Raw genomic sequence first — 23,003 nt, forward strand, 5'->3', positions numbered from 1 at the left:
AGATTTATTTAGTGCATTTTGGTAGCGAACATCCATAAGCTCTAAGAGCTAAAGCATCAAACGAAGGGGTCTTGGTTTGTTTTAACAAAGAATCAATTGCCATTTGCGCATAATTACTGTCTGCGTTTGTACAATATCTGGTTTTATTATAATTCCCGCGGTAATACAAATTTCTGGAACCATCGAGAATAACTGCCTGAGGCGTTGAGAATACCCCGCAGCTTTTTGCAATACCATTATCAAAATATACCGGAATTTTAGCATCAAATTTTTTCTGAATTTCTTCTATCGAAAAATCCTTTTCTTTATTCAGAACAACAATTTTAAAATTGATTCTGTCTCCATATTTTTTAATCAGTCCGCTTACATGAGGAATATTGAAACGGGAACAAGGACAATCCGGATTAAAAAAATGAATAAAAATAGGTCTGCTATCGGTTATGCAGCATTTTAAATCAATTTTACTTCCCATGACTATATCATGGTAATTTTTAGGGATTGGTGTTGGCAAGCTGTATTTAAATTCGTTCTTCCAGAACAAAGCAGAAATAGCAATGCACAATAATAACATCCATAAGCCAACAAGTAGTTTTCTTAGCATAAAAAGATAGTTTTTGATTGAGAACAGAAAATGATTAAACGATTGTTAAATGATTTATTCCAGTATTTAATAACTTTAACTTAAAAACAAATAAAAAACCTACACATCTTATCGCTTAACCACCAAAAACATTACTATTCTCACAAAAAACGGATCATTTTGTTTAAGCTTATCAATGTTACGAATAAAATCGATAAAGTGCAAAAAAAATCAGTCAAAATGCGAAAAATTTTTTAAATAATAAATAACTTACATAAAATACCATTTAAAAAATATAATTATAGGTATATATTTATTAAAAATGATTTTAATACAAAGTTTTAACAAGACACAATAAACAATGTCAATTATTTTTAAAATAATTCAAATTTGATTTAAACCTTTTTTCGCAACTCATGTCTAATTACAAAAAGCTGGCTTATTTTACTGTTAAAAGACGTTTAAAATTAATATTATCCAAGTGTTAAATAAAACCTAACATCTTTAGTTTTCGTTTCAAAAAGTTAAATTTGTAAGCTTACTAAAAACACATTACCAAAAAAACATTTACCTCAATTTTTATGAAAATAAAAAACCTTATTTATGCCTTACTGATTATTTGTATCGGAGGATTTATAACCTACAGAATTGTTTCTAACAAAAAGAAAAACGAAGATTCGAAAAAATTCGGTGACAAAGACAAGCCAACATCAGTAACCGGAATTGTAGTTAAAACGGCAACTTTTGATAATAATTTATCACTATCAGGATCTATCGAAGCAAATGAACAAGTAGAAATTCATAGTGAGGTTTCAGGAATTGTTGAAGGTATTTACTTTAATGAAGGTAGTTATGTAAATAAAGGTCAGGTACTTTTTAAAGTAAATGATATTGAACTAAAAGCACAATTAAGACAAGCACAAACCAAAGAAAGCCTTACTGCTGAAAACCAAAGAAGAGCTAAACTGCTTTTACAAAAAGAAGCTATTAGCCAGGAAGAATTTGATGTTGCAAATGCAGATCACGCATCTGCACAAGCTCAAAGCCAATTGATTAAAGCTCAAATTGCAAAAACATCTGTAAAAGCTCCTTTTTCAGGAAAAATTGGTTTACGTTCTATTTCTCCCGGAACTTATATTACACCTGCTATTTTAGTGGCAAAATTGGTTAATACAGGCAAATTAAAGATTACTTTTTCTATTCCTGAAAAATATGCAGCTCAGGTAAAAACCGGTTCTGCGATTGATTTTAACGTTTCAGGATCTGATAAAACATATTCTGCAAAAATATATGCTATTGAGCCTGAAATAGCAGTAGCAACACGTACATTACAAATTCGCGCAATTGCTGATAATCACGATGGAAAATTATTTCCGGGAACTTTTGCTGATGTAAAATTACCTCTGAATATTATTAAAGATGCGATTGTAGTTCCTACAGAAGCGATTGTACCTATACAAGATGGTAAAAAAGTCTATATTGCCAATATGGGCAAAGCCAAAGAAGTAAAAGTGGATGCAACAACAAGAACAGATGCTTCAATTTTGATTTTGTCAGGATTAAAAGCCGGAGATACTTTGATAACAAGTGGCGTTATGTCCTTAAAAGATGAGTCTCCGATAAAAGTTAAAGTCAAATAGTCTTAAAGTCTAAAGTCATAAGTCTTTAACATAGATATTAGAAATCAACAATCTAAAATCAACAATCTAAAATCTAAAACCTCACATGAGTTTATCAACTACTAGTATAAGAAGACCTGTTTTAACCATTGTACTGAATCTTTTAATTATTTTATTCGGTTTCATTGGTTATACGTTTTTGGGTGTTCGGGAATTTCCTTCGATTGATCCGGCACAGGTTTCTATCAGAACCAATTATACAGGAGCCAATTCTGATATCATTGAATCGCAAATTACAGAACCTCTTGAAAAAGCCGTAAATGCCATTGACGGAATCAGAAATATTACATCATCAAGTAATCAGGGAAGCAGCAATATAACGATCGAATTTAATTTAGATAAAAACTTAGAAGAAGCAGCAAATGATGTCCGTGACAAGGTTTCGCAGGCTGTTAGAAGTTTACCACAGGATATTGATGCACCGCCTGTAGTTTCTAAAGCCGATGCAGATAGCGAATCTATTATTTCGATGACAGTTCAGAGTGACAGCAGAAGTTCTTTAGAATTAAGTGATTATGCCGAAAATGTTATTTCGCAGCGCTTAGAAACGATTCCGGGAGTAAGCGGTGTTCAGATCTGGGGACAAAAACGTTACGCAATGCGTTTGTGGATCGATCCGGTAAAATTAAATGCCTATAACTGTACAGTTTCTGATGTTCGCGATGCTTTAAATGCTCAAAACGTCGAATTACCATCTGGAAAATTAACCGGAAACAATACCGAATTGACTGTAAAGACAATTGGAAATCTTTCTAAACCAGAAGAATTTAATAATATTATCATTCGAACAGACGGAGATAAAATTGTTCGTTTGAGCGATGTTGGAGGTGCTGAACTAGGTCCTGAAAATATAGAAACTTCTTTGACTTCGTCAGGACTTCCTATGATTGGATTGGCTATTGTGCCAATGCCCGGTGCCAATTACCTGGATATTTCAAAAGAGTTTTATAAAAAATATGATGCTTTAAAGAAAGATCTTCCTAAAGATATAAAACTTAATATTGCACTTGATAATACACTGTTCGTAAAAAAATCAGTACTTGAAGTAGCCGAAACTTTAGGTATTTCGATTATTCTTGTAATCATTATCATCTATTTATTTTTTAGAGACTGGGCCATTGCATTCAGACCTTTAATTGATATTCCGGTTTCGTTAATTGCTACGTTTTTTATCATGTGGCTTTTCGGTTTTTCGATCAATGTATTGACCTTACTGGCAATTGTATTGGCAACCGGTTTAGTTGTCGATGATGGAATTGTAGTTACCGAAAATATCTTTAAAAAAGTCGAAGAAGGAATGTCGCCAATTGAAGCAGCCATTAAAGGTTCTAATGAAATTTTCTATGCTGTAATCTCGATTTCTGTAACATTGGCCGCGGTATTTTTACCTGTAATTTTCTTAGAAGGTTTCGTAGGCCGACTCTTTCGGGAATTTGGGGTTGTAATTGGTGCAGCGGTATTAATTTCTGCCTTTGTATCCCTGACTTTAACTCCAATGTTAAATGCCTATTTAATGAAAGGCGGTGAACAAAAGAAATCTAAATTTTACGTTAAAACCGAACCTTTTTTCGAAAAACTAAACAGCGGATATGCAGCTTCATTAGGTCGCTTTATGGACAAAAAATGGATCTCATTCCCTATTCTTATTGCTTGTTTTGGATTGATTTATTTATTTTTTACCATACTTCCCAAAGAAACTGCACCGTATGATGACCGTAGTTCTGTAACGATGCGTATGACAACCCCTGAAGGTTCTTCATACGAATATACCAATCGTTTTATGCAGGAAATGTCAAAATTGGTTGATGATTCTATTCCGGAGAAAAAAGTAAGTTTAGTAATTACTGCAGGAGGTTCAGGAGGTTCTGCGACAAACTCAGGTTTTATCAGGCTTTCGTTGAAAGAACCGGATGAAAGAACCACATCTCAAAAAGATATTGCTGATAAATTAACCAAATGGACTAAAAAATATCCAAATGCTAAAACATCTGTAATTCAGCAGCCTACAATTTCTGTAAACAGACGTGGAGGTTTGCCTATTCAGTATATTATTCAGGCGCCGACTTTTGAAAAACTGAGAGAAAAAATCCCGGTTTTCATGAATGAAGTGGGTAAAAGTGATGTTTTTTCGACTACAGATGTTAATTTAAAATTTAATAAACCTGAAATCAACGTAAGTATTGATCGTGCAAAAGCAGAGAGTTTAGGAATTTCGATTATGGATATTGCCCAAACTTTGCAACTTTCTTTAAGCGGTCAGCGTTTTGGTTACTTTATTAAAAACGGAAAACAATATCAGGTAATTGGTCAGTTTGATCAAAAAGACCGTTCTAAACCACTGGATTTAACTTCTATGTTTGTGAGAAACAAATCAGGTCAGTTGATTCAGATGGATAATGTGGTAAAAGTCGAAGAACAAAGTAATCCGCCGCAATTGTATCATAATAACCGATATATGTCTGCAACTGTTTCTGCAGGTTTAGCGCCAGGCAAAAGTATTAGTGATGGTATTGAAGAAATGGACCGAATTAAAACTAAAGTTCTGGATCAAAGTTTTACAACGGATTTAAGTGGAGAATCACGAGATTTTGTAGAAAGTAGTTCTAATACTTCTTTCGCCTTTGGATTGGCTTTATTATTGATATTTTTGATTCTTGCAGCGCAATTTGAGAGTTTTATAGATCCGTTGATTATTATCTTAACCGTACCTATGGCCGTTGCTGGAGCTTTATTTTCTTTATGGTTATTCAATCAAACCTGGAATATATTCAGCCAGATTGGTACCGTAATGCTTATTGGACTTGTAACAAAGAATGGTATCTTGATTGTAGAATTTGCCAATCAGTTACGAGAACAGGGGAAACCAAAACTGGAAGCTATTCTTGAAGCATCAGAAGCGCGTTTACGTCCTATTTTAATGACCAGTTTAGCAATTGCATTAGGAGCTTTACCAATTGCAATGTCACTTGGAGCAGCCTCTACCAGTAGAATCGGGATGGGAGTTGTTATCGTTGGGGGAACTATTTTCTCACTTGCCTTAACACTTTTTGTAATTCCTGCTATTTATTTAATGTGGTCTAAAGCCAGAAAACATTATCCTGAATTTGATCATATCGAAGAATATGAAAGAGAGAGCCATAAATAGATACTAAAATTTGAAATAATATAGAAGCTGTGAATTTCGTTTAAAAATTGAATTCACAGCTAACAATTCATCATATGAAAACTAAAATAACAGTAATAAGTCTCGTTTTATTTTTGTTTTGTATAGCAAAAAGCAACGCACAAGAAGTCTTGACTATAGAAGACGCTATGAAAATAGCTTTAGAAAATAATTTTGAAATTAAGATTGCCAAAAACAATTCTAAAATTAGCGAAACCAATGTAACAGTTGGAAACGCAGGAATGCTTCCTACTGCTACGGCTTCGATTACAGACAATAACAGTGTTACAAATTCATCCCAAACACGTCAGGACGGAACTTCAACTTCATTAAACAATGCCAAAAACAACAGTTTGAATTATGGCGTAAGTCTAGGCTGGACGGTTTTTGACGGTATGAAAATGTTTGCCAGACTAGACCAATTAAAAGAGCTGCAAAAGCTTGGCGATGCGGAACTTAAAAGAACCATTTTAGTCAAAATTGGTCAGGTAAATTCTGCTTACTATGATCTAGTACAGCAACAGCAGCAATTATCTGCATTAGATACTACAATTGTAATTTCGAAACAGCGTTTAACCCTTGCACAAAACCGTTTTACAATAGGAAAAGCATCCAAACTTGAAGTTTTAAACGCTCAGGTTGATTTAAACTCAGATCAGGTTGCTTTATTAAGACAGAAAGAATCTTATGCAAATGCTAAAATTTTACTAAACCAGTATTTAGCGCGCGATCCCAAAATTAATTTTACGGTTACGAATCAGGTTACCGTTGACAATAAATTGGTTTTGATTGATTTAATGGAATTGGCCAAGAAACAAAATCCTGCTTTAGAATCCCAAATAATAAACAAACGAATTGCTGAATTGCAGCTTAAACAAATAAAAGCAGATCGTTATCCTGTTGTAAACTTAACATCCGGATATAATTTTGCTGAAAGCCAGTCTAGTTTAGGTTTTACCAGTGAATCTTCATCAAAAGGTTTTAATTATGGTTTTAATGCAACGCTAAACATATTTGACGGTTTTAACCAGCATCGAAATGAAAAAGTAGCAAAACTACAAATTGAGAATACCCAAATTGCAATCGAACAGCAAAATATGATTTTAGATACACAATTGAGCACAGCTTTTCAAACGTATTTAACAAATCTGGAATTAATTGACCTCGAAGAAGATAACGAAGCTATCGCCAAACAAAATTTAGATATCACGCTGGATAAATTCAGGATAGGAACCATAACTACTATTGATTTCAGAACTGCGCAGTTAAATTATGTGAATGCAAAAGTACGCTACAGTAATGCTCAATATGAAGCTAAATTATCTGAAATTGCCTTAAAAGAATTAGCGGGAAATATTAATTTTTAAAGTAAATTTGTTTCAAAACAAACTTAATGATCTCATATAATACCAAAGATTGGTTTACTTTTATTTTTCATTTTCATAAATCAGATACCGTTAGAAAGCTGCTTCCGGTTATGATTGCTATAGGAGTTTATTCTGCTTTAGTTGGTTATCTTGAAGTAGAATATTTTAAGATTGGAAAAAATGATTATATCCATAATATTCCAATCATGCACGGAATGCTTGGTTTTGTAATTTCATTATTGCTTGTTTTTCGAACCAATACTGCATATGATCGCTGGTGGGAAGGTCGAAAACTATGGGGAGGTCTTGTTAATAATAGCCGTAATCTGGCTATTAAACTTTCTGCAATGCTTAAGGATGAAAATGATCGGAAATTTTTCAGAAAATTCATTCCCACATATGCTTCAATCCTGCAAAAACATCTTCATGATTCTGAAACCAGCAAACAGCTTTTTGAAGACGTAGATTTAGAAATCGATCATCATAAACACAAGCCCAATCAGGTAAAAAGAATGATGTTTCATAAAATCAATGATTTGTACGAGGCTAAAAAAATTACCGGGGATCAACTGATAATTTTAAATGAAGAACTGCAATCTTTTACAGATATATGCGGGGCTTGCGAGAGAATAAAAAATACACCTATTCCCTACTCTTACAGCGCTTTTATCAAAAAATTTATTTTCTTTTACATCATGACATTGCCATTTGGCTACTCGATTAGCCTGGGATATTTCGTAGCTCCGGTGGTTGTTTTTATTTTTTATGTACTGGCGAGTCTTGAGCTTATTGCAGAAGAAATCGAAGATCCGTTTGGTGATGATGAAAATGATCTGCCAACAAAAAAAATCGCGGAAAATATCAAAAAACACGTTGAAGAATTAATCTAATAAAACGTTAAATCTCAGCTTGCTATTTCTTTTTTGATTAATTTTAAAGACCCACTTAAAATTTAATCGCAATGAATAATCAACGTGCTTTGATCCATCCTCCTCAATTGTCGAATGAAAAATCATTAAAAACACTAGTCGAAAACAGGACGGTTTATACGCTGAATCATTGTGAATTAAATATTTTTGAAACATATGAATCTTCTAAGCTTGTTCCGCTAAAATTCAATGATTTTGTGGTCACCAGTATGTTGAGAGGTAAAAAAGTAATGCATCTCTTTGATGAACCCGGATTTGATTATTTACCCGGAGAAACAGTTGTTATTCCGTCAAACGTAGAAATGAAAATTGATTTTCCGGAAGCATCCAGAGAAAACCCAACACAATGCCTTGCTTTAGCAATTGATAAGTCGAAGATAAATGATACTTTGAATTTTTTGAACGAACGTTATCCTAAAGAAGGTATCGACGCGTATTGGCAATTGAATTATCAAAATTATTTCTTTTATAATAATGTAGATCTTGCAACGACGGTCAATAAACTTATTAAGGAATGCATGAGTACTTCGATCACAAAAGATGCCCTTGCAGATTTGACTTTGCAGGAATTACTTATCAGAATCATACAAACACAAACTGTAAAATCTATTGACGAAGGAATTGCGATTCAAACCAATAATCCCATTTTTGAAGTCACGGAATTTATTAAACTTAATTTAAAGGAAAATATAAACCTGAAAAGCCTGAGTGAAAAAGCCTGTATGAGTACAGCATCTTTTTATCGTTTCTTTAAACGCGAATTAGGCATGAGTCCGATCGAGTATGTTTTGAATGAAAAAATAAAACATGCCAAGAAATTGCTCAGAAACCCCGGAATACAAATTAATGAAGTCTGCTATTTATCGGGTTTTGAAGATGCTAATTACTTTATAAGATTGTTTAAAAAGCACGAAGGAATTACACCGAAGCAATATCAGTTGTTGTATATTAACTAAGGGAGGTTCAAAGGTTCAGAGTTGCAAAGGGACAAAGGTTCTTTTATAATGTTCTTTCAAAACATTTATTTTACAACGTTTATTTCACAATGTTTATTTCACAATGTTTATCGTAGAGACGCACAGCAGTGCGTGTACGTTCCAATTATCTATATTTTATGTTAGACGCACTGCTGTGCGTCTCTACGATCAATCTTTGTCGCTTTGCAACTATCTCCAATTTCCATATCATATGTTAGACGCACTGCTGTGTGTCTCTACGATCAATCTTTGTCGCTTTGCAACTATCACCAATTTCCATATCATATGTTAGACGCACTGCTGTGCGTCTCTACGGTCAATCTTTGTCGCTTTGAACCTTTGAACCTTTCCTCAATCTATAAAACTAACCGGTTCTAAATCTTTTTCTTCTTCTTCGGTAAAAATGCGGTATTCAATTTGAAATGTTTTTTTTAATGGGGTTTCTAATGAAAAACCTCCTACTCCAAATGCATCAATTACTTTCAATGTAAAATGGGCATGTTTCCAATATTCGAATAAATCCTTATCTACCCAAAATTCTGTATCTTCAATAGTTCCAATGCATACATCTCCCATTCTTTGGTAATATCCTCCTTTTTCAAAACATTGTGGCTGCGTTCCTTCGCAACAACCTCCAGCCTGATAGAACATAAGATCACCATGTTTTTCTTTTAGGACTTTTATTAATTCAATAGCATTTTCTGTGGCATCAAGTCTCTTTATCATGATATTGTTTTTTAATTAAATTTACAAAAAAAAGGTAAGTCAGAAACTTACCTTTTCGAACCAACATAATAACTAATTAAAAGAAACCAAGTTTCTTTTTATCGTAAGAAATCAACATATTTTTTGTCTGGCGGTATTGTCCCAACATCATTTTATGGTTTTCACGACCTATTCCGGATTGTTTATAACCTCCAAAAGGTGCTCCGGCAGGATATGAATGATATTGATTGATCCAGACACGGCCGGATTGAATCGCTCTTGGAACCTGATAAATTTCGTGTGCATCACGTGTCCATACTCCTGCACCCAAACCGTACATAGTATCATTGGCAATTTCAATAGCTTCTTCAGTAGTTTTAAAAGTGGTAACGGCAAGAACAGGTCCGAAAATTTCTTCCTGAAAAATTCTCATTTTATTATGTCCTTTAAACAAAGTCGGCTTAATATAATAACCTCCTTCAAGATCACCGCCCAATTTGTTTTCGTCTCCTCCGGTCAACAATTCTGCTCCTTCTTCTTTACCCAGTTTTATATAAGACATGATTTTTTCTTTTTGCACTAATGATGTCTGTGCTCCAATCATTGTCGATTTATCTAATGGGTTTCCTGCGATAATCGCTTCGGTTCTTTCGATTACTTTAGCAATAAACTTGTCATAAATATCTTCGTGAATCAATAATCTTGAAGGACAAGTACAGATTTCACCTTGGTTTAAGGCAAATAAAACAGCGCCTTCTATTGCTTTATCAAAGAAATCATCATCATGATCTGCTACTGAAGGAAAGAAGATATTTGGCGATTTCCCACCAAGTTCAAGTGTAACAGGTATAATATTTTCTGTCGCATATTGCATCACAAGACGTCCTGTAGTAGTAGAACCTGTGAATGCTGCTTTCGCAACTTTTTTATTTGTCACTAACGGGCGACCCAGTTCTGCACCAAAACCATTTACAATATTCAGAACTCCCGGAGGCAAAATATCCCCAATCAATTCCATTAATACTAAAATAGAAATCGGGGTACTTTCTGCGGGTTTTAAAACGATTGTATTTCCTGCTGCCAGTGCCGGAGCAATTTTCCAGACTGCCATTAAAATAGGGAAATTCCAGGGAATAATCTGGGCAACAACTCCTAAAGGTTCACTTAAAGCAATTGAAACTGTTTGCGAATCCAGTTCAGCAATCGAGCTTTCTTCGGCACGAATCACGCCTGCAAAATACCTAAAATGATCAATTGCCAACGGAATATCTGCTGCGAGGGTTTCACGAATTGGTTTTCCGTTATCGATCGTTTCAACAGTGGCAATATATTCAAGGTTGTCTTCTATCTTTTGTGCAATCTTATTGAGTAAAATACTTCGCTCTGTAACAGATGTTTTCCCCCAGGTTTTAAATGCTTCATAAGCTGCGTCTACAGCCAATTCCAGATCTTCTTTACCTGAATGTGCTGCTTTTGTAAATACTTTTCCATCAATTGGAGAGATAACATCAAAATATTCTCCTTTTACCGGAGCAGTAAATTTACCATTGATGTAATTGTCATATTTTGCCTTAAATTCAGGTCTTTGCGCTATAGTACTCATAATTATATTTTTTTGATTCATTTCAAATTTACCTTCATAAATCGAAACAGAATAGCACTTTTCATTCATGTAGTAGCACAAAAATTACAGATTCGTTTTTATAACTAACTTTTAATCTTTAATTAATAAAATATTAGCATTAAAAATACAAACTACTCAATAACAGCACGTTTTAAATGAAATAAAAACAGCTCGAAAAAACCAAATAAATTGTTTCTTACTACCACACGCAATCCTTATATTTGTATCCTTATTCAAGAATAAAAAAGTTAACATGAAAATATCTTACAACTGGTTAAAACAATTCATTAAAACAGACTGGACATCTGAACAAACTTCAGAATTACTAACAGATCTGGGTCTGGAAGTTGAAGTTGTCGAAAAATACCAATCAGTTAAAGGCGGTTTAGAAGGAGTTGTTGTAGGACACGTACTTACTTGCGAAAAACATCCGGATGCTGACAGATTAAATATTACAACAGTAAATATTGGTTTAGAAGCTCCTATACAAATTGTTTGTGGGGCTGCTAATGTTGCTGCAGGACAAAAAGTACCTGTTGCTACTATAGGAACTATTTTATATGATAAAGATGGTGGTGAATTCACTATCAAAAAAGGAAAAATACGCGGACAGGAAAGCCACGGAATGATTTGTGCGGAAGATGAATTAGGTTTGGGTACAGGTCATGACGGAATCATGATTCTGGATGAAACGCTAATTCCGGGAACACCGGCTGCAGAAGTTTTCCAGATTGCTAATGACGAAGTTTTCGAAATTGGATTAACGCCAAATCGTGCTGATGCCATGAGCCATTACGGAACAGCGCGTGATTTAAGAGCTGGAATGCTTCAACGCGGTGTAAACGTAGAATTAATTACGCCATCTGTGAGTAACTTTAGAGTTGACATGCGTACTTTGAAAATTGATGTAAATGTCGAAGAACCTCTTTTAGCTCCAAGATATTGTGGTGTAACAATTTCTGGAATTTCGGTTCAGGAATCTCCTGCATGGTTACAGGATCGTTTAAAAGCTATTGGATTAACTCCAAAAAATAATATTGTCGATGTTACTAATTATGTTCTACACGAATTAGGACAGCCTCTTCATGCATATGATGCTGCAAAAATCAACGGAAAAGTAATTGTAAAAACACTTCCTGAAGGTACAAAATTTGTGACACTGGATGATGTTGAAAGAACATTGCACAAAGAAGATTTAATGATCTGCGACGAAAAAGGTCCGCTTTGTATTGCAGGTGTTTTTGGAGGTAAAAAATCAGGCGTATCAGATGGTACCACTACTATATTCTTAGAAAGTGCTTATTTTGATGCCGTAAGTATTCGTAAAACGGCTAAAAGACATCAATTGAATACTGATGCTTCTTTTAGATTTGAAAGAGGTATTGATCCCACTATTACAGAATATGCATTGAAACGTGCAGCGCTTTTAATTCAGGAAGTGGCAGGCGGAAAAATAACTTCTGATGTTGTGGAAGTATATCCTAAAAAAGTAGAAGATTATTCAGTTTTATTGAATTTCAGCCATGTATCGAAAATTATCGGACAGGAAATTCCAAAAGATACGATCAAAAAAATCCTGGTTTCTTTAGATATTAAAGTAAACAGTGTTTCTGATTCTGGTTTAGGATTAATAATTCCGGCGTATCGTGTAGATGTTCAGCGTGAGATTGATGTAATTGAAGAGATTTTGAGAGTTTACGGATATAACAATATCAATTTCTCTAAAAAATTCAATGCAACGGTTTCTAATTCGCCAAGAACAGAAGATTATAAAGTACAAAACGTAATTGCCTCTCAATTGAATTCTCAGGGATTTCATGAAATGATGGCAAACTCTTTAACAACAGCTTCTTATGCTAAGTTATCGAGCGTTTTAAAAGAAGAACACAATGTTACAATGCTGAACCCGCTAAGTAGTGATTTATCTACCATGCGTCAATCGTTATTGTTTTCAGGTTTAGAAGCGATCTCTTATAATATTAACAGAAAAAATGCTGATTTAAAATTATTCGAATTCGGAAAATCGTACCATAAATACCTGAACGGTTATGAGGAGCACAAACATCTTACTTTATTAATTTCTGGAAACAGAAATAAGGAAAGCTGGACAAATCCTCAAAAAACTACTGATTTCTTTTTATTAAAAGGATATGTAAAAGGAATTTTAGCCCGTTTGGGAATTGAAAAAATTTCTAATGCACCGGTTCAGACTGATATTTTCTCAGAAGGAACAGCTATTTGTTACAACAATGATACATTGGTAGAAATGGGTGTGGTTAAAAAACCAATCTTAAAACATTTTGGAATTAAACAGGATGTATATTTCGCAGATTTTAACTGGGATTTGATTTTAAAAATCATTACCGGAAAAATTAAATACTCAGAAATTCCTAAATATCCTGAAGTCCGCAGGGATTTAGCGTTATTGATCGATAAGAACATAACTTATGAGAGTATTTATAACCTGGCAAAACAATCTGAGAAAGCGCTTTTAAAAGACGTTAATTTATTTGATGTTTATGAAGGAGAAAGACTTCCTGAAGGCAAAAAATCGTATGCTTTGAGTTTCACGATTCAGGACAATACAAAAACGCTTACAGATGCTCAAATTGATAAAATCATGTCTAAATTACAACAGACATTTGAGACTGAGCTTGGAGCAAGTTTAAGATAAATCCAGTTTCTTTTTATTTATAAAAACCCGACCTTATAAAGTCGGGTTTTCTATTTTTAAAAATTAACTCGCGTCGACAATCTTCGCGCTCCAACAGAATTAGGATGAATCTCATCCCTCCAGTATTCAGAAGAATTTAAAAGTCCGCGGTAATCTATTATCCTGCATTGAAAACGATAACCATAATAATTAAAATGATTTTTAATTTGCAATAAAAGCGCATAAAACTTGTCCAGCAGACGTATAATGATATAAGCTTTTAAAATTTCATCTGTAATTCCCAATCGGTCAAAAACAGGTTTTATCCACGGCCCCAAAGGCAAATCTACTCCTATTATTGAAGGTCTTACTCCCAGTTTAAACAACGGATAATCATACGTATGCATGTAAAATATCGTATTGGGTGTAGCATGCGTATTTATTATACTGCCAAAACCAAGGTAATTTCGCATTATAACAGTAAAAATCCTGTTGAGATTAACCGTATTAAAAAGAGCTGCGTCAAATGTTGCAGTATTTAAATATCTTTTATACCGAATGCATTTTTGATATAAGGAATCGCCGGAAGACATGCTTTTTAGTTCATTCAGCTTTGCTGTATCTGTAAAAAAAGAAGCGTCAAACAAAGTGACTCCAGCATTTAGAATTCTGCCCAGTTGAGGAAAAACATCATTTCCGCCTCCGCTAAAATAAATTCGGTCAATACGATAACCGCTTATATATTGTACAAAATTTGCTCTGTCAGCATACATCTGTGACGTTGTTTCTCCAAATTTAGCCAAGTGCAGACAATTCAGGTTAAGTCTTTGATTGCGATCTGTAATGGTATCATACAGATCTAAAACTCTGGGAACCGGATAATCCAGCCACGAATCACCTTCGAAAATTACATTAAGCGTATTCGCATTTCCGGCATTGCGCCTAAAAATAAACGAATTGGTAATAAAAGGCTGATGCAGGGATTCATCTACTTCTTCAGTTAATGAAATACTTGCACTGTTTAATTGTTTCAACGTATTATAAGTCTGGTCATTTGGATTTATAATTCCTGTAACCTGAATGTTGTTATTTGCCTGAAAATTTAAAATAGAAATAATCGTATTATCTGTTTGACTGTTTGCAATACTGCCATTATTTTGAACTGGATATCCTAATGCTTTGAGATAATTTTGAATTTGCAATACATCTGCGGGATCATTGACAGCATTTAATCCAACACTATTATTTAATATCCTGCGCGCATTTGCAGGATTTCTATTTTGTATAACTGGGATATTCGAAACTAAATTTTCCATTTTATTCCTGATTTATGTTATTTTATTAGGATTTATATAACCGTGTCCGGCCCTGAAAACCTCAAAATTATTTTCTTTGAAAAAAGCGGTATCACAAGCTGCAAAAAGTTTTTTCCTGATCGCAATAATGTCCAGTTCCGGCTCTTTTTCGAGAATTTTCATTACCAGAGAAGCAACATAAGGCGCGGCCATACTGCTTCCGCTTTTAGAAGTCAGCTTATTAGATGCCCTGTTTTCCCGACTTGAAGATGAACACGATGATTTTATCTTAAAGCCAGGCGCAACAAGTTCCGGTTTCATCCTTCCGTCAGCCGTAGGTCCGGAACTGCTAAAAGATAAAATAGTTTTTGTCTCATCGGTCTGATTGTACGCGCCAACTACTATACTGTATTTCGAATTACAAATAGAATTGGTGGTATGCGTTTTATTGGCAATTGCAGGCAAAAAAATAGATTGTCCGCCATCGTCACGCTCAATATAACAATGATATCTTCCGTTTTTTACCGTTCTGCCAACCAGTTCAACTGTCCAGAATTTTGAATTTAATTTACCGTTGATCAAAATATTAATTTGATTTTTACCGGTATTGGGCTCATTACATCTGTGCAGGCAGATTCCTACTTCGTCATCATCTTTTATGATTAATTCATCTTTAAAAGGTGTGGACGAAAGCAGTAAATCCTGATTGTCATCATAAATATTCACGCTCAAAATATCATCTCCGTGATACCAAATTTCCATTTCGTTTGGCGTGCGGTCATTTTTCTTAAACATCCACGGAATTTTGACTTTTTGATTATGTTTTATATCGCCATAGGTATGAACATTTGCCTGATGATAGTTTCCTGTACTTTGCACAATCGCCGTTCCTTTTCTGGTGGTCAAAATATGATCTATGATTTGCTCCAGCAAAGTTTGTCCCGTATGTGCATCGCCATGACCTCCTAAGCTCATATTAATTACAAGCGGCATTTTATTTGCCGTAACGGTACAAAAATGCAATCCGTGTGATGTTTTTACGGAATCTCCTAAAGACAAATTTGATCCGTTGATGTTGTTTAATCCCAGATCTACGGCGGTAATAGCAACATTTGGCGCAAAACTTTTTGTCGCGACAGCACCATTGCCACAAGCAATACCAAGTACATGCGTACCGTGTGTTCCGTTCCCGAATAAATCTGATTTACCGGGATGATAACCCAGCTTTTTAAACGGAAATTCATCTTGCAAAGCGTCATTAATCTGCTCTTTGGTAATAATTCTTCCGTAGCCATATGCATTGCCATCATACCGACCTGATTGTACCCAAATATTTTCGAAACGGGTTTTACCGTTTACAATAAAATCGGGATGCGTAAAATCGAAACCAAAATCGATAATTCCAAACATAACATTAGACACAGGATCGCCGGAAACATTATTTTTTTTATCTAAAACCTCACTTTCAGGATATTGCTCTGTAATTTCATTAGCCGGAACTACAGTTGGAGCTTTTAAGCTTTTTACTTTCTTACTGTTGTAAATAGAGAGCAGATAACGGCGTTTTGTAGTGATGCTTACAATTTTTCCAAATTCGGTAATGATTTTGCAATTTTCGGGATAATCTTTTTCTTTCTCTAATCGCATAAGCAACGATAAGTCCTCGTCAGGATTACCATACAATATAATTTTAAGTCTGGGATCCATGAGTTTCTGGTGGTTTTACGATTTCATCCAATCTTTTTTCGATTGTTGCAATAGACGCATTTATTGCAATTTTTTCTTTATCAAAAGATTCAAGTTTATCCTTTAGACCAGAAAGTTCTTTCAGTATTTTATCTTCTAAGTCTTTATTACTGGTTGTAATTTCGTTTTTAAAAGTCTCCAGGTTTTTTATAGTAACAGCTTCTTCACCAGGCAAAGCAGTTTCTTTTTTAGGATCTTCTTTAATCGGAGTTTGCGAAGTGCCTGATGTTGCCGCTGGTAATGCAGGTATACCATGAGTTACAGGAGTATTTAGTATTGTTAATGAACTGCTGACATTCTCCCCTTCTGATTTTGCTTTGTTATCAATAATTAAATAACTCAGCAAAGGATTTTCTGAAATCATACCTGTCAAAAGCGCCATATTTGTCACTTCCTGATTTCCCGGTACATTATAATAACTCGCCCTGCTGTTTGCTATTACATAATTGATTAATAAATTAAATGGATTCATCTTTTCATATTTTAAGGTTCATAAAAACAAAGGGCAATTGGGTATCAACTGCCCTTTTTTTAATATTACTTGTTCATCATCATGACCATTGCCAACGGTAATATGTTGTTATTGTTTGTAGTGTCCTTATTTTGTTGAGACATAATTAAGACTAATGGTAACATCATATTATTATCTGATTTTCCTGAACCTGAATCTCCCATTGTAGTCATCATAGGCAATAACAGCGACAAGGTTTGATCTACATAAATAGCACTTGTATTCGATTTTTCAACGATTTTTGTAGTCAGTACATTTCCGTCTTTATCTTTCGTATCTGCTACAATCTCCAGATTTTCAGGTTTTAATTTTGGCTGGTTCAAAAGCGATCCCATCATGCTCATCATTTGCATATTCTTTAAGACCTTGGTTTGATTTTCGCCTTTTCTCGCGTCGATTTTTGCAAATTCTGTGTGTTTTTGATCTAATGAAACCAAGGCTTTATTGGTGGCAAGTGAAGTCTTTTTAAGTTCATTAACCTGATTTGAAATTGCATCCAGTGATTTTTTCAGCTCACTTTTAGTGGCATAATCATTAGCTCTTCCGCTCAGGGCTTTACCAAAGTTTGATCTTTGCTTAACAGCAGAACTTACATTTGGTCTGATAGTTCGTGCTGAAGGTCTTCTGCGTTTTGCAGCTTCATCATAACTTTCATCGTAGCTTTCTAATAAATCTTCGCTTAGCAAATCTTCATTATAATAGTCTTCATTTAGTAAATCTTCATCTAAATAACTTTCGAAATAATTCATAATTTTAAATTTTAAGGTTAATTTTTATTGAAATAATGTTTGTTATATTTCTGGATTGCAGGTTGTATATATTTATTAAAAAGAATAAAATCCGGAATACTATTGCCTGGTTTTCCTGTTCCAAAACATTCCGGGCAATCCATATTTTCGCCAAAACATTCCGTACAGGCGCCAATAGCTTTTGCCAGGTCATCGTTTTGATTCAATTCAAATTCCAATTGAAATTTTAACCCTTCGATAATGGTAAAAAGTTTATGATTGATTTTTTTTAGTTTTCTCACTCTTTCTTCGAGTTCCAAATCAATTTTAGGAGTTTCTTTTTCCTCTTCCGGTTCTTTTTTATCCATCATGGGCTGCATCAACTCAAAATATTTAGCCATTTCAGGATTATGTTCTTTCAAATATTCTATATAAGCATCCATTGGTATAACTTTTAAGTATTTTATAAACTGGCAATAGAATTTTCAAGTCGGTTTATTCGGTTTGGTGTATTTGTACCTACAAACTGACCGTATTGATCGATATAATAATCTTCGGCAGGAATTAATCCTCCGTTGTAATATTCGTATAAAATATTCTCTGTGAGGTAATTGACGTTTTCGATTAATTCTGCAAAAGAATGGCTTTCGATGGGTGCATTTGGACTTGCGGTTCCTAAACTTTGCTGTGCTTGTCCGGCTTGAAATTGCGGATTATTAATTACGCCTCCAAGCTGGTTGTAAAGTCCCTGAACCCTGCCAATATCCTGTGCTGCCTGCGGACGCAATTGTACGGGATTGTTTTGTACATATTGCTGAATAGCAGGAATAGCTGCTCTGCCGGCATCCGCGAGATATCGGGTTGTATTGTTCCATGCCTGCCCAATTGGTGACGGATTTTGTCGCGGCCTGTTATTATAAGCCGGTCTGCGTTGTGGTTGTACCGGTCTTTGCTGTTGGCGGTTATTATCTAATGCCGTACTGGCAGAACCTGCCAGATTGCTCACTAATCCTCCTACGGCACCGCCTATTTGCGGAGCTCCAAAATAAGTGCCAATCGCTGTTCCTGCTATGGGAGCAACTGCCGAAACTCCTCTCAAAACTCCGGAACCAATGCTGCTGGCAACATTTCCTAAACTGGACCAAAATCCTTCGGCTTCACTTTCAGACATTTGATCTACTCTTGACAAAAGGACATCTTCTAATTCGTTTTCATTCAAATTAGAATATTCAGGACCTAAAACATATCGTACAGCTTCAAAATAATTGTCTTCGCTGAATGATTCTCCTTGAAAAACTTCATGATATAAACTCATAACTTTTAGTATTACAATTAGTTCTTACTCTTTTAACAGGCTTTTCAGATTTCGCCTGTCCATTTTGTGCACAAAAATGAACGATGTAAAGTTGATTTTTTATAATTTACTACAAAACAGCACTTTAACCCTATTTTTTAAATAAATTCACCCTGTAAAAAAAGGGTATATTTCCCCTTGCAAACTTTATAAGTTTAAAATAATTTTGCATTTAAGTTTTATTTAAAACACTATAAAACAACACATTAACCAATTAACCATTGAATGATTTAATTTTTAAGATTATGAAAAAAGAACCAGGAAGACCGACTCAGTTAATTACCAAAAAAATTGGTAAAGAATTACATTCAAATTTTATGAAGTACAGAGCCAGTATTATTGCGAAATACATAAAAAAAGAAGATGCAAATGCCATTTGGTTTTCATTAGAAGAACTCGAAAACTACATATATTATATAAAGACACAGGGCGAAAAAACCGGCTACAAGGTAAACGGAATCCGTTTTTATTTTGGAGTGTATCCTGAAGAAAAAAAATATGCTGAAAAAGCAGGGTTGATGACGTTATTTTTGACGGCAACGGGCAAAAAAAACAGAATCAACCCTATAGGTTCTAATGATATACACACTTTTGCCTTGGTACGTGAAGATGAAAATGCGGATATATCGACTATAGAACCTATGAATTATGGCAGTATTGGAAGACCGCCAGCTTTATTATATTAAAAAATTATGTTTGAAATTCTAAGATTTTATATCGTTTATCTCGCTTTATTATCCGGTATTACCGGCCTGATATCGCTGCATAAACTCCCGGGCAAAAGAGGTAAATTTTTAGTTGTTTTAATTTGGTTTTCTGCTCTGACTGAAATAGTTGGCTACCATTTTACAGAATGGACAGGAGTATTAAATTATTATGTTTTCAACTTTTATATGTTTGTTACTTTTTGTTCTTATATCTTGCTTATAAGGAGTTTATTGATAAAAATTAATTATAAAGGAACGGCAGCTTTATGTTTGGTTCTATTTGTATTTTCTTTTATCTTAAATATTTTATATTGTAAAGAAGATATCAATCATTCGTTCATTTACAGTTTTGCAATTGGTGTTCTGATAGTTATGATATTATCTTGTTTATATTTGATAGAGATTTTTAATTCGGATAAAATTTTAAACTTTAAAAAATCTGTATTTTTTTGGTACATATTAGGTATTCTTGTCTTTCATGTACCGGTTTTGCCTTTTATGCTGGCTATAAAATGGTTTTTGATTAAACAAGACGAATCAGTGTTTAGTTTAGTATTATTTATATTAAATTTTCTAATGCACGGTTGTTTTATTATTGGATTTTTATGGAGCGAAAAGAAATACAATTACTAGTAATTTCGTTAGGTATCGTTTTTTTTACTTTACTGGTGATTCTGCTTGTCATATTCTTTTATTTCTTAAAGAAAAAGAATACGTATCTGGTCGAAAAAATGGAATCAGAATTGTATTTTCAATCGGAGTTAATAAAAACAAGAATCGAAATTAAAGATCAGACCTTAAGCGAAATCAGTAAAGAACTTCATGACAATATTGGTCAAATTGTATCTGTTGGTATTCTTCAGCTCAATATGTATATCGATAGCGGAAAACCTGTTTATAGCCCGGAATTATCAGATCTCAAAGGAATTCTTGCTAAATCCCTGGACGAAATACGGATTCTATCAAGAATAATAAATAAAGACAACTTATTGCAAACCAATTTTATAGAAGCAATAAAACAAGATTTGGAGCGCATAAAAAAGTTGAAAAATATTCCATATAATTATAACTTTACAGGAGATTTGCCCAATATAAACGAAGAACATGATTTGTTTATTTATCGCATTTTTCAAGAAGCAATGCACAATAGCCTAAAACACTCTCACAGTGATTTATTTGAAGTAAATATTACGACAACAAAAGATGTTTTTTATCTGGAAATGAAAGATTTTGGAATTGGATATGATCCGCTCAAAGCAAATCCCGGATTAGGATTAACCAACATGAAGTTAAGAGCTAAATTAATTGGGGCATTATTAGTCATGAAATCAAACGCATCAGGAACAACTGTAACTTTAGAATATCCCTTAACAAAACCCAATGAAACCTAAAAACAAAATTATTATTGTAGATGATCATTTGCTTTTTTCGCAATCACTGGAGCTTTTGATCAATAGTTTTAAAGATTTTGAAGTAATCAACCGCTTTGAAAACGGAAAAGTTTTTATTTCATATTTACAGGAAAATACCAACTCAGATGTTGATTTAATATTATTAGATGTAAATATGCCGGTTCTCGATGGTGTGAGTACCATGAAATGGATTAAGGAAAACAGACCTGATCTTAAAGTTATTGCACTATCTGTAAACGATGATGAAGAAATTATTATAAAAATGCTGACCAATGGTGCCAAAGGTTATTTACTTAAAGATACATCGCCGGAAATATTTAGGGACTGTATCACATCTGTCATCGAAAAAGGATTTTATTTTACTGAATTAGTGTCTGGCATGTTGGTAAAAAAAGCCAATAATGACACCGCAAAAGTAAACTTAAAAGACAAGGAAATCATTTTTATAAAACACGCCTGTACTGAAAAAACATACAAGGAAATTGCCTCAGAAATGTGTCTGAGTCCCAAAACAATTGATGGTTACAGGGAATGTTTGTTCGACAAACTCGAAATTAAAACCAGAATAGGCTTGGTATTATATGCCATTAAAAATAAAATTGTCTTAGTTTAAATTTACTAAGACAATTTTATTTCATCAATATAATACTGTTTTAGTATGTTAAAGCTGCAAAAATGGGATGTTCATTTATTTTTTCTCTTCCGTTCAGGAAAGTGAGTTCCATTAGAAAGTTGCATTGTACAATTTCGCCGCCTAATTTCTCTACCAATTCACAAACTGCTTTAGCGGTTCCTCCTGTTGCCAAAACGTCGTCATGGATCAAAACCCTGTCTCCTTTTTTTATTGCGTCTGTATGCATTTCTAAGCTGTCTGTGCCGTATTCTAATTCATATGAAGCCGAAATAATTTCGTAAGGAAGCTTTTTTGGTTTTCTAACGGGAACAAAACCTGCATTTAATTCATGAGCTAATAATATCCCGAAGAAAAAGCCACGGCTTTCTGCTCCTACTACCTTGTCTATTTTTTGTCCGTTAAGAGATTCAACCAGAATTTTAAGGCATTCTTTTGTCGCAATTGGGTCATTTAGTAGCGGAGTTATATCTTTAAACAAAATTCCTTCTTTTGGAAAACCCTGAATATCACGTATATAATTTTCTAACTGCATTTTTTTTTAATTTTATGTTATTTTTCTCTTGTATATCTCACATTTCTTCCTATCTTTGCACCCGCAATAAGCAATCAACAAAGCTACGAAAAATAGCTGAATTGATAACAAAAAGGCCTCGTGGCGCAACTGAATAGCGCACTTGATTACGGCTCAAGAGGTTACTGGTTTGAATCCAGTCGAGGTCACTTAAGGAGACAACTATATAATAGTTGTCTCTTTTTTTATATACAAATATGTAGGTTTTCCAAGCCTTGACGACCTAAAATTTGTGGTTGGATTTTTTCAAAAAGAATTCTTAGTCTGTTTGAAATAAACAGTCTAAAAGTGGCTTTATCTGAGATTTAATCGGAGCTGGACGATGGTTCGAAGTCCCGTTAAGGATATAGGATTTTTTTCTCTTTTAG

19 protein-coding genes and 1 tRNA gene are annotated in these 23,003 nt (G+C 34.0%); 10 read left to right on the forward strand and 10 right to left on the reverse strand.

Annotated elements, in window-relative coordinates; genetic code table 11:
- Window positions 1–4 precede the first annotated feature (4 nt).
- Entirely contained in the window at window positions 5–601 is a 597-nt protein-coding gene (locus RC62_RS02720) for an AhpC/TSA family protein (RefSeq protein WP_055092380.1), read from the reverse strand.
- Between the two features lie 560 nt (window positions 602–1,161).
- Here RC62_RS02720 and RC62_RS02725 point away from each other — a divergent pair.
- The 5 genes from RC62_RS02725 to RC62_RS02745 all read left to right on the forward strand — a co-directional run bounded on the left by RC62_RS02725 (window position 1,162) and on the right by RC62_RS02745 (window position 8,674).
- Entirely contained in the window at window positions 1,162–2,220 is a 1,059-nt protein-coding gene (locus RC62_RS02725) for an efflux RND transporter periplasmic adaptor subunit (RefSeq protein WP_055092382.1), read from the forward strand.
- 85 nt (window positions 2,221–2,305) lie between these two features.
- Window positions 2,306–5,404, forward strand: a complete 3,099-nt coding sequence (locus RC62_RS02730; RefSeq protein ID WP_055092384.1) for an efflux RND transporter permease subunit — start codon at window positions 2,306–2,308, stop codon at window positions 5,402–5,404.
- Between the two features lie 74 nt (window positions 5,405–5,478).
- On the forward strand, window positions 5,479–6,789 hold the full coding sequence (locus tag RC62_RS02735; RefSeq protein ID WP_055092386.1) for a TolC family protein: 1,311 nt from the start codon (window positions 5,479–5,481) through the stop codon (window positions 6,787–6,789).
- A 26-nt stretch (window positions 6,790–6,815) separates the two neighbouring features.
- Entirely contained in the window at window positions 6,816–7,679 is an 864-nt protein-coding gene (locus RC62_RS02740) for a bestrophin family protein (protein ID WP_055092388.1), read from the forward strand.
- 71 nt (window positions 7,680–7,750) lie between these two features.
- Window positions 7,751–8,674: an AraC family transcriptional regulator N-terminal domain-containing protein gene (locus RC62_RS02745; RefSeq protein ID WP_055092390.1), complete on the forward strand. Its 924-nt coding sequence runs from the start codon at window positions 7,751–7,753 to the stop codon at window positions 8,672–8,674.
- A 372-nt stretch (window positions 8,675–9,046) separates the two neighbouring features.
- Here the strand turns inward: RC62_RS02745 and RC62_RS02750 are convergent, their stop codons facing one another.
- Both RC62_RS02750 and RC62_RS02755 read right to left on the reverse strand, forming a co-directional pair.
- Window positions 9,047–9,421, reverse strand: coding sequence for a DUF779 domain-containing protein (locus RC62_RS02750; RefSeq protein ID WP_055092391.1), 375 nt, complete (start codon window positions 9,419–9,421; stop codon window positions 9,047–9,049).
- 76 nt (window positions 9,422–9,497) lie between these two features.
- A complete protein-coding gene (locus tag RC62_RS02755; RefSeq protein WP_055092928.1) occupies window positions 9,498–11,003 on the reverse strand; it encodes an aldehyde dehydrogenase family protein in 1,506 nt (501 codons plus the stop codon).
- Between the two features lie 274 nt (window positions 11,004–11,277).
- On the opposite strand from RC62_RS02755, the gene pheT reads away from it, so the two are divergent.
- On the forward strand, window positions 11,278–13,698 hold the full coding sequence (pheT, locus tag RC62_RS02760; protein WP_055092393.1) for a phenylalanine--tRNA ligase subunit beta: 2,421 nt from the start codon (window positions 11,278–11,280) through the stop codon (window positions 13,696–13,698).
- Between the two features lie 56 nt (window positions 13,699–13,754).
- Here the strand turns inward: pheT and RC62_RS02765 are convergent, their stop codons facing one another.
- The 6 genes from RC62_RS02765 to RC62_RS02790 all read right to left on the reverse strand — a co-directional run bounded on the left by RC62_RS02765 (window position 13,755) and on the right by RC62_RS02790 (window position 19,272).
- Window positions 13,755–14,993: a peptidoglycan-binding domain-containing protein gene (locus RC62_RS02765; protein ID WP_055092395.1), complete on the reverse strand. Its 1,239-nt coding sequence runs from the start codon at window positions 14,991–14,993 to the stop codon at window positions 13,755–13,757.
- Window positions 14,994–15,005: 12 nt separating this feature from the next.
- Complete coding sequence (locus RC62_RS02770; protein ID WP_082421193.1) at window positions 15,006–16,679, reverse strand: S8 family serine peptidase; 1,674 nt, start codon at window positions 16,677–16,679, stop codon at window positions 15,006–15,008.
- Window positions 16,663–17,190, reverse strand: coding sequence for a hypothetical protein (locus tag RC62_RS02775; protein WP_055092399.1), 528 nt, complete (start codon window positions 17,188–17,190; stop codon window positions 16,663–16,665). The genes RC62_RS02770 and RC62_RS02775 overlap by 17 nt, the downstream gene beginning before the upstream one ends.
- 65 nt (window positions 17,191–17,255) lie before the next feature.
- Window positions 17,256–17,978 carry a hypothetical protein gene (locus RC62_RS02780; protein ID WP_055092401.1) on the reverse strand — a complete coding sequence of 241 codons (723 nt, stop codon included), beginning with the start codon at window positions 17,976–17,978 and terminating at the stop codon, window positions 17,256–17,258.
- A gap of 17 nt (window positions 17,979–17,995) precedes the next feature.
- Complete coding sequence (locus tag RC62_RS02785) at window positions 17,996–18,400, reverse strand: hypothetical protein (protein WP_055092403.1); 405 nt, start codon at window positions 18,398–18,400, stop codon at window positions 17,996–17,998.
- Between the two features lie 20 nt (window positions 18,401–18,420).
- On the reverse strand, window positions 18,421–19,272 hold the full coding sequence (locus RC62_RS02790; RefSeq protein WP_055092405.1) for a hypothetical protein: 852 nt from the start codon (window positions 19,270–19,272) through the stop codon (window positions 18,421–18,423).
- 284 nt (window positions 19,273–19,556) lie between these two features.
- Between RC62_RS02790 and RC62_RS02795 the strand changes: the two genes are divergently transcribed.
- The 3 genes from RC62_RS02795 to RC62_RS02810 all read left to right on the forward strand — a co-directional run bounded on the left by RC62_RS02795 (window position 19,557) and on the right by RC62_RS02810 (window position 22,043).
- Window positions 19,557–19,997, forward strand: coding sequence for a hypothetical protein (locus RC62_RS02795; protein ID WP_055092408.1), 441 nt, complete (start codon window positions 19,557–19,559; stop codon window positions 19,995–19,997).
- Window positions 19,998–20,623: 626 nt separating this feature from the next.
- Window positions 20,624–21,409: a sensor histidine kinase gene (locus RC62_RS02805; RefSeq protein WP_055092412.1), complete on the forward strand. Its 786-nt coding sequence runs from the start codon at window positions 20,624–20,626 to the stop codon at window positions 21,407–21,409.
- Complete coding sequence (locus RC62_RS02810) at window positions 21,399–22,043, forward strand: response regulator transcription factor (RefSeq protein ID WP_055092414.1); 645 nt, start codon at window positions 21,399–21,401, stop codon at window positions 22,041–22,043. The genes RC62_RS02805 and RC62_RS02810 overlap by 11 nt, the downstream gene beginning before the upstream one ends.
- Window positions 22,044–22,083: 40 nt before the next feature.
- Here RC62_RS02810 and RC62_RS02815 read toward each other — a convergent pair whose 3' ends face one another.
- Entirely contained in the window at window positions 22,084–22,596 is a 513-nt protein-coding gene (locus RC62_RS02815; RefSeq protein ID WP_055092416.1) for an adenine phosphoribosyltransferase, read from the reverse strand.
- A 114-nt stretch (window positions 22,597–22,710) separates the two neighbouring features.
- On the opposite strand from RC62_RS02815, the gene RC62_RS02820 reads away from it, so the two are divergent.
- Window positions 22,711–22,784 (forward strand) — tRNA-Arg (locus tag RC62_RS02820).
- The last annotated feature ends 219 nt before the right edge of the window (window positions 22,785–23,003 follow it).

The organism is Flavobacterium aquidurense (assembly GCF_001404985.1).
In the GTDB taxonomy this organism is placed as follows: Bacteria; Bacteroidota; Bacteroidia; order Flavobacteriales; family Flavobacteriaceae; genus Flavobacterium; species Flavobacterium aquidurense_B.

Excerpts from the sequence above, each read along its gene's own strand:
- RC62_RS02745 (WP_055092390.1), top strand. The coding sequence starts at position 7,751 with ATGAATAATCAACGTGCTTTGATCCATCCTCCTCAATTGTCGAATGAA.
- RC62_RS02770 (WP_082421193.1), bottom strand. The coding sequence starts at position 16,679 with ATGGATCCCAGACTTAAAATTATATTGTATGGTAATCCTGACGAGGAC.
- RC62_RS02810 (WP_055092414.1), top strand. The coding sequence starts at position 21,399 with ATGAAACCTAAAAACAAAATTATTATTGTAGATGATCATTTGCTTTTT.
- RC62_RS02780 (WP_055092401.1), bottom strand. The coding sequence starts at position 17,978 with ATGAATTATTTCGAAAGTTATTTAGATGAAGATTTACTAAATGAAGAC.
- pheT (WP_055092393.1), top strand. The coding sequence starts at position 11,278 with ATGAAAATATCTTACAACTGGTTAAAACAATTCATTAAAACAGACTGG.
- RC62_RS02755 (WP_055092928.1), bottom strand. The coding sequence starts at position 11,003 with ATGAGTACTATAGCGCAAAGACCTGAATTTAAGGCAAAATATGACAAT.
- RC62_RS02720 (WP_055092380.1), bottom strand. The coding sequence starts at position 601 with ATGCTAAGAAAACTACTTGTTGGCTTATGGATGTTATTATTGTGCATT.
- RC62_RS02740 (WP_055092388.1), top strand. The coding sequence starts at position 6,816 with ATGATCTCATATAATACCAAAGATTGGTTTACTTTTATTTTTCATTTT.
- RC62_RS02765 (WP_055092395.1), bottom strand. The coding sequence starts at position 14,993 with ATGGAAAATTTAGTTTCGAATATCCCAGTTATACAAAATAGAAATCCT.
- RC62_RS02815 (WP_055092416.1), bottom strand. The coding sequence starts at position 22,596 with ATGCAGTTAGAAAATTATATACGTGATATTCAGGGTTTTCCAAAAGAA.
- RC62_RS02805 (WP_055092412.1), top strand. The coding sequence starts at position 20,624 with ATGGAGCGAAAAGAAATACAATTACTAGTAATTTCGTTAGGTATCGTT.
- RC62_RS02795 (WP_055092408.1), top strand. The coding sequence starts at position 19,557 with ATGAAAAAAGAACCAGGAAGACCGACTCAGTTAATTACCAAAAAAATT.
- RC62_RS02750 (WP_055092391.1), bottom strand. The coding sequence starts at position 9,421 with ATGATAAAGAGACTTGATGCCACAGAAAATGCTATTGAATTAATAAAA.
- RC62_RS02790 (WP_055092405.1), bottom strand. The coding sequence starts at position 19,272 with ATGAGTTTATATCATGAAGTTTTTCAAGGAGAATCATTCAGCGAAGAC.
- RC62_RS02785 (WP_055092403.1), bottom strand. The coding sequence starts at position 18,400 with ATGGATGCTTATATAGAATATTTGAAAGAACATAATCCTGAAATGGCT.
- RC62_RS02735 (WP_055092386.1), top strand. The coding sequence starts at position 5,479 with ATGAAAACTAAAATAACAGTAATAAGTCTCGTTTTATTTTTGTTTTGT.
- RC62_RS02725 (WP_055092382.1), top strand. The coding sequence starts at position 1,162 with ATGAAAATAAAAAACCTTATTTATGCCTTACTGATTATTTGTATCGGA.
- RC62_RS02775 (WP_055092399.1), bottom strand. The coding sequence starts at position 17,190 with ATGAATCCATTTAATTTATTAATCAATTATGTAATAGCAAACAGCAGG.
- RC62_RS02730 (WP_055092384.1), top strand. The coding sequence starts at position 2,306 with ATGAGTTTATCAACTACTAGTATAAGAAGACCTGTTTTAACCATTGTA.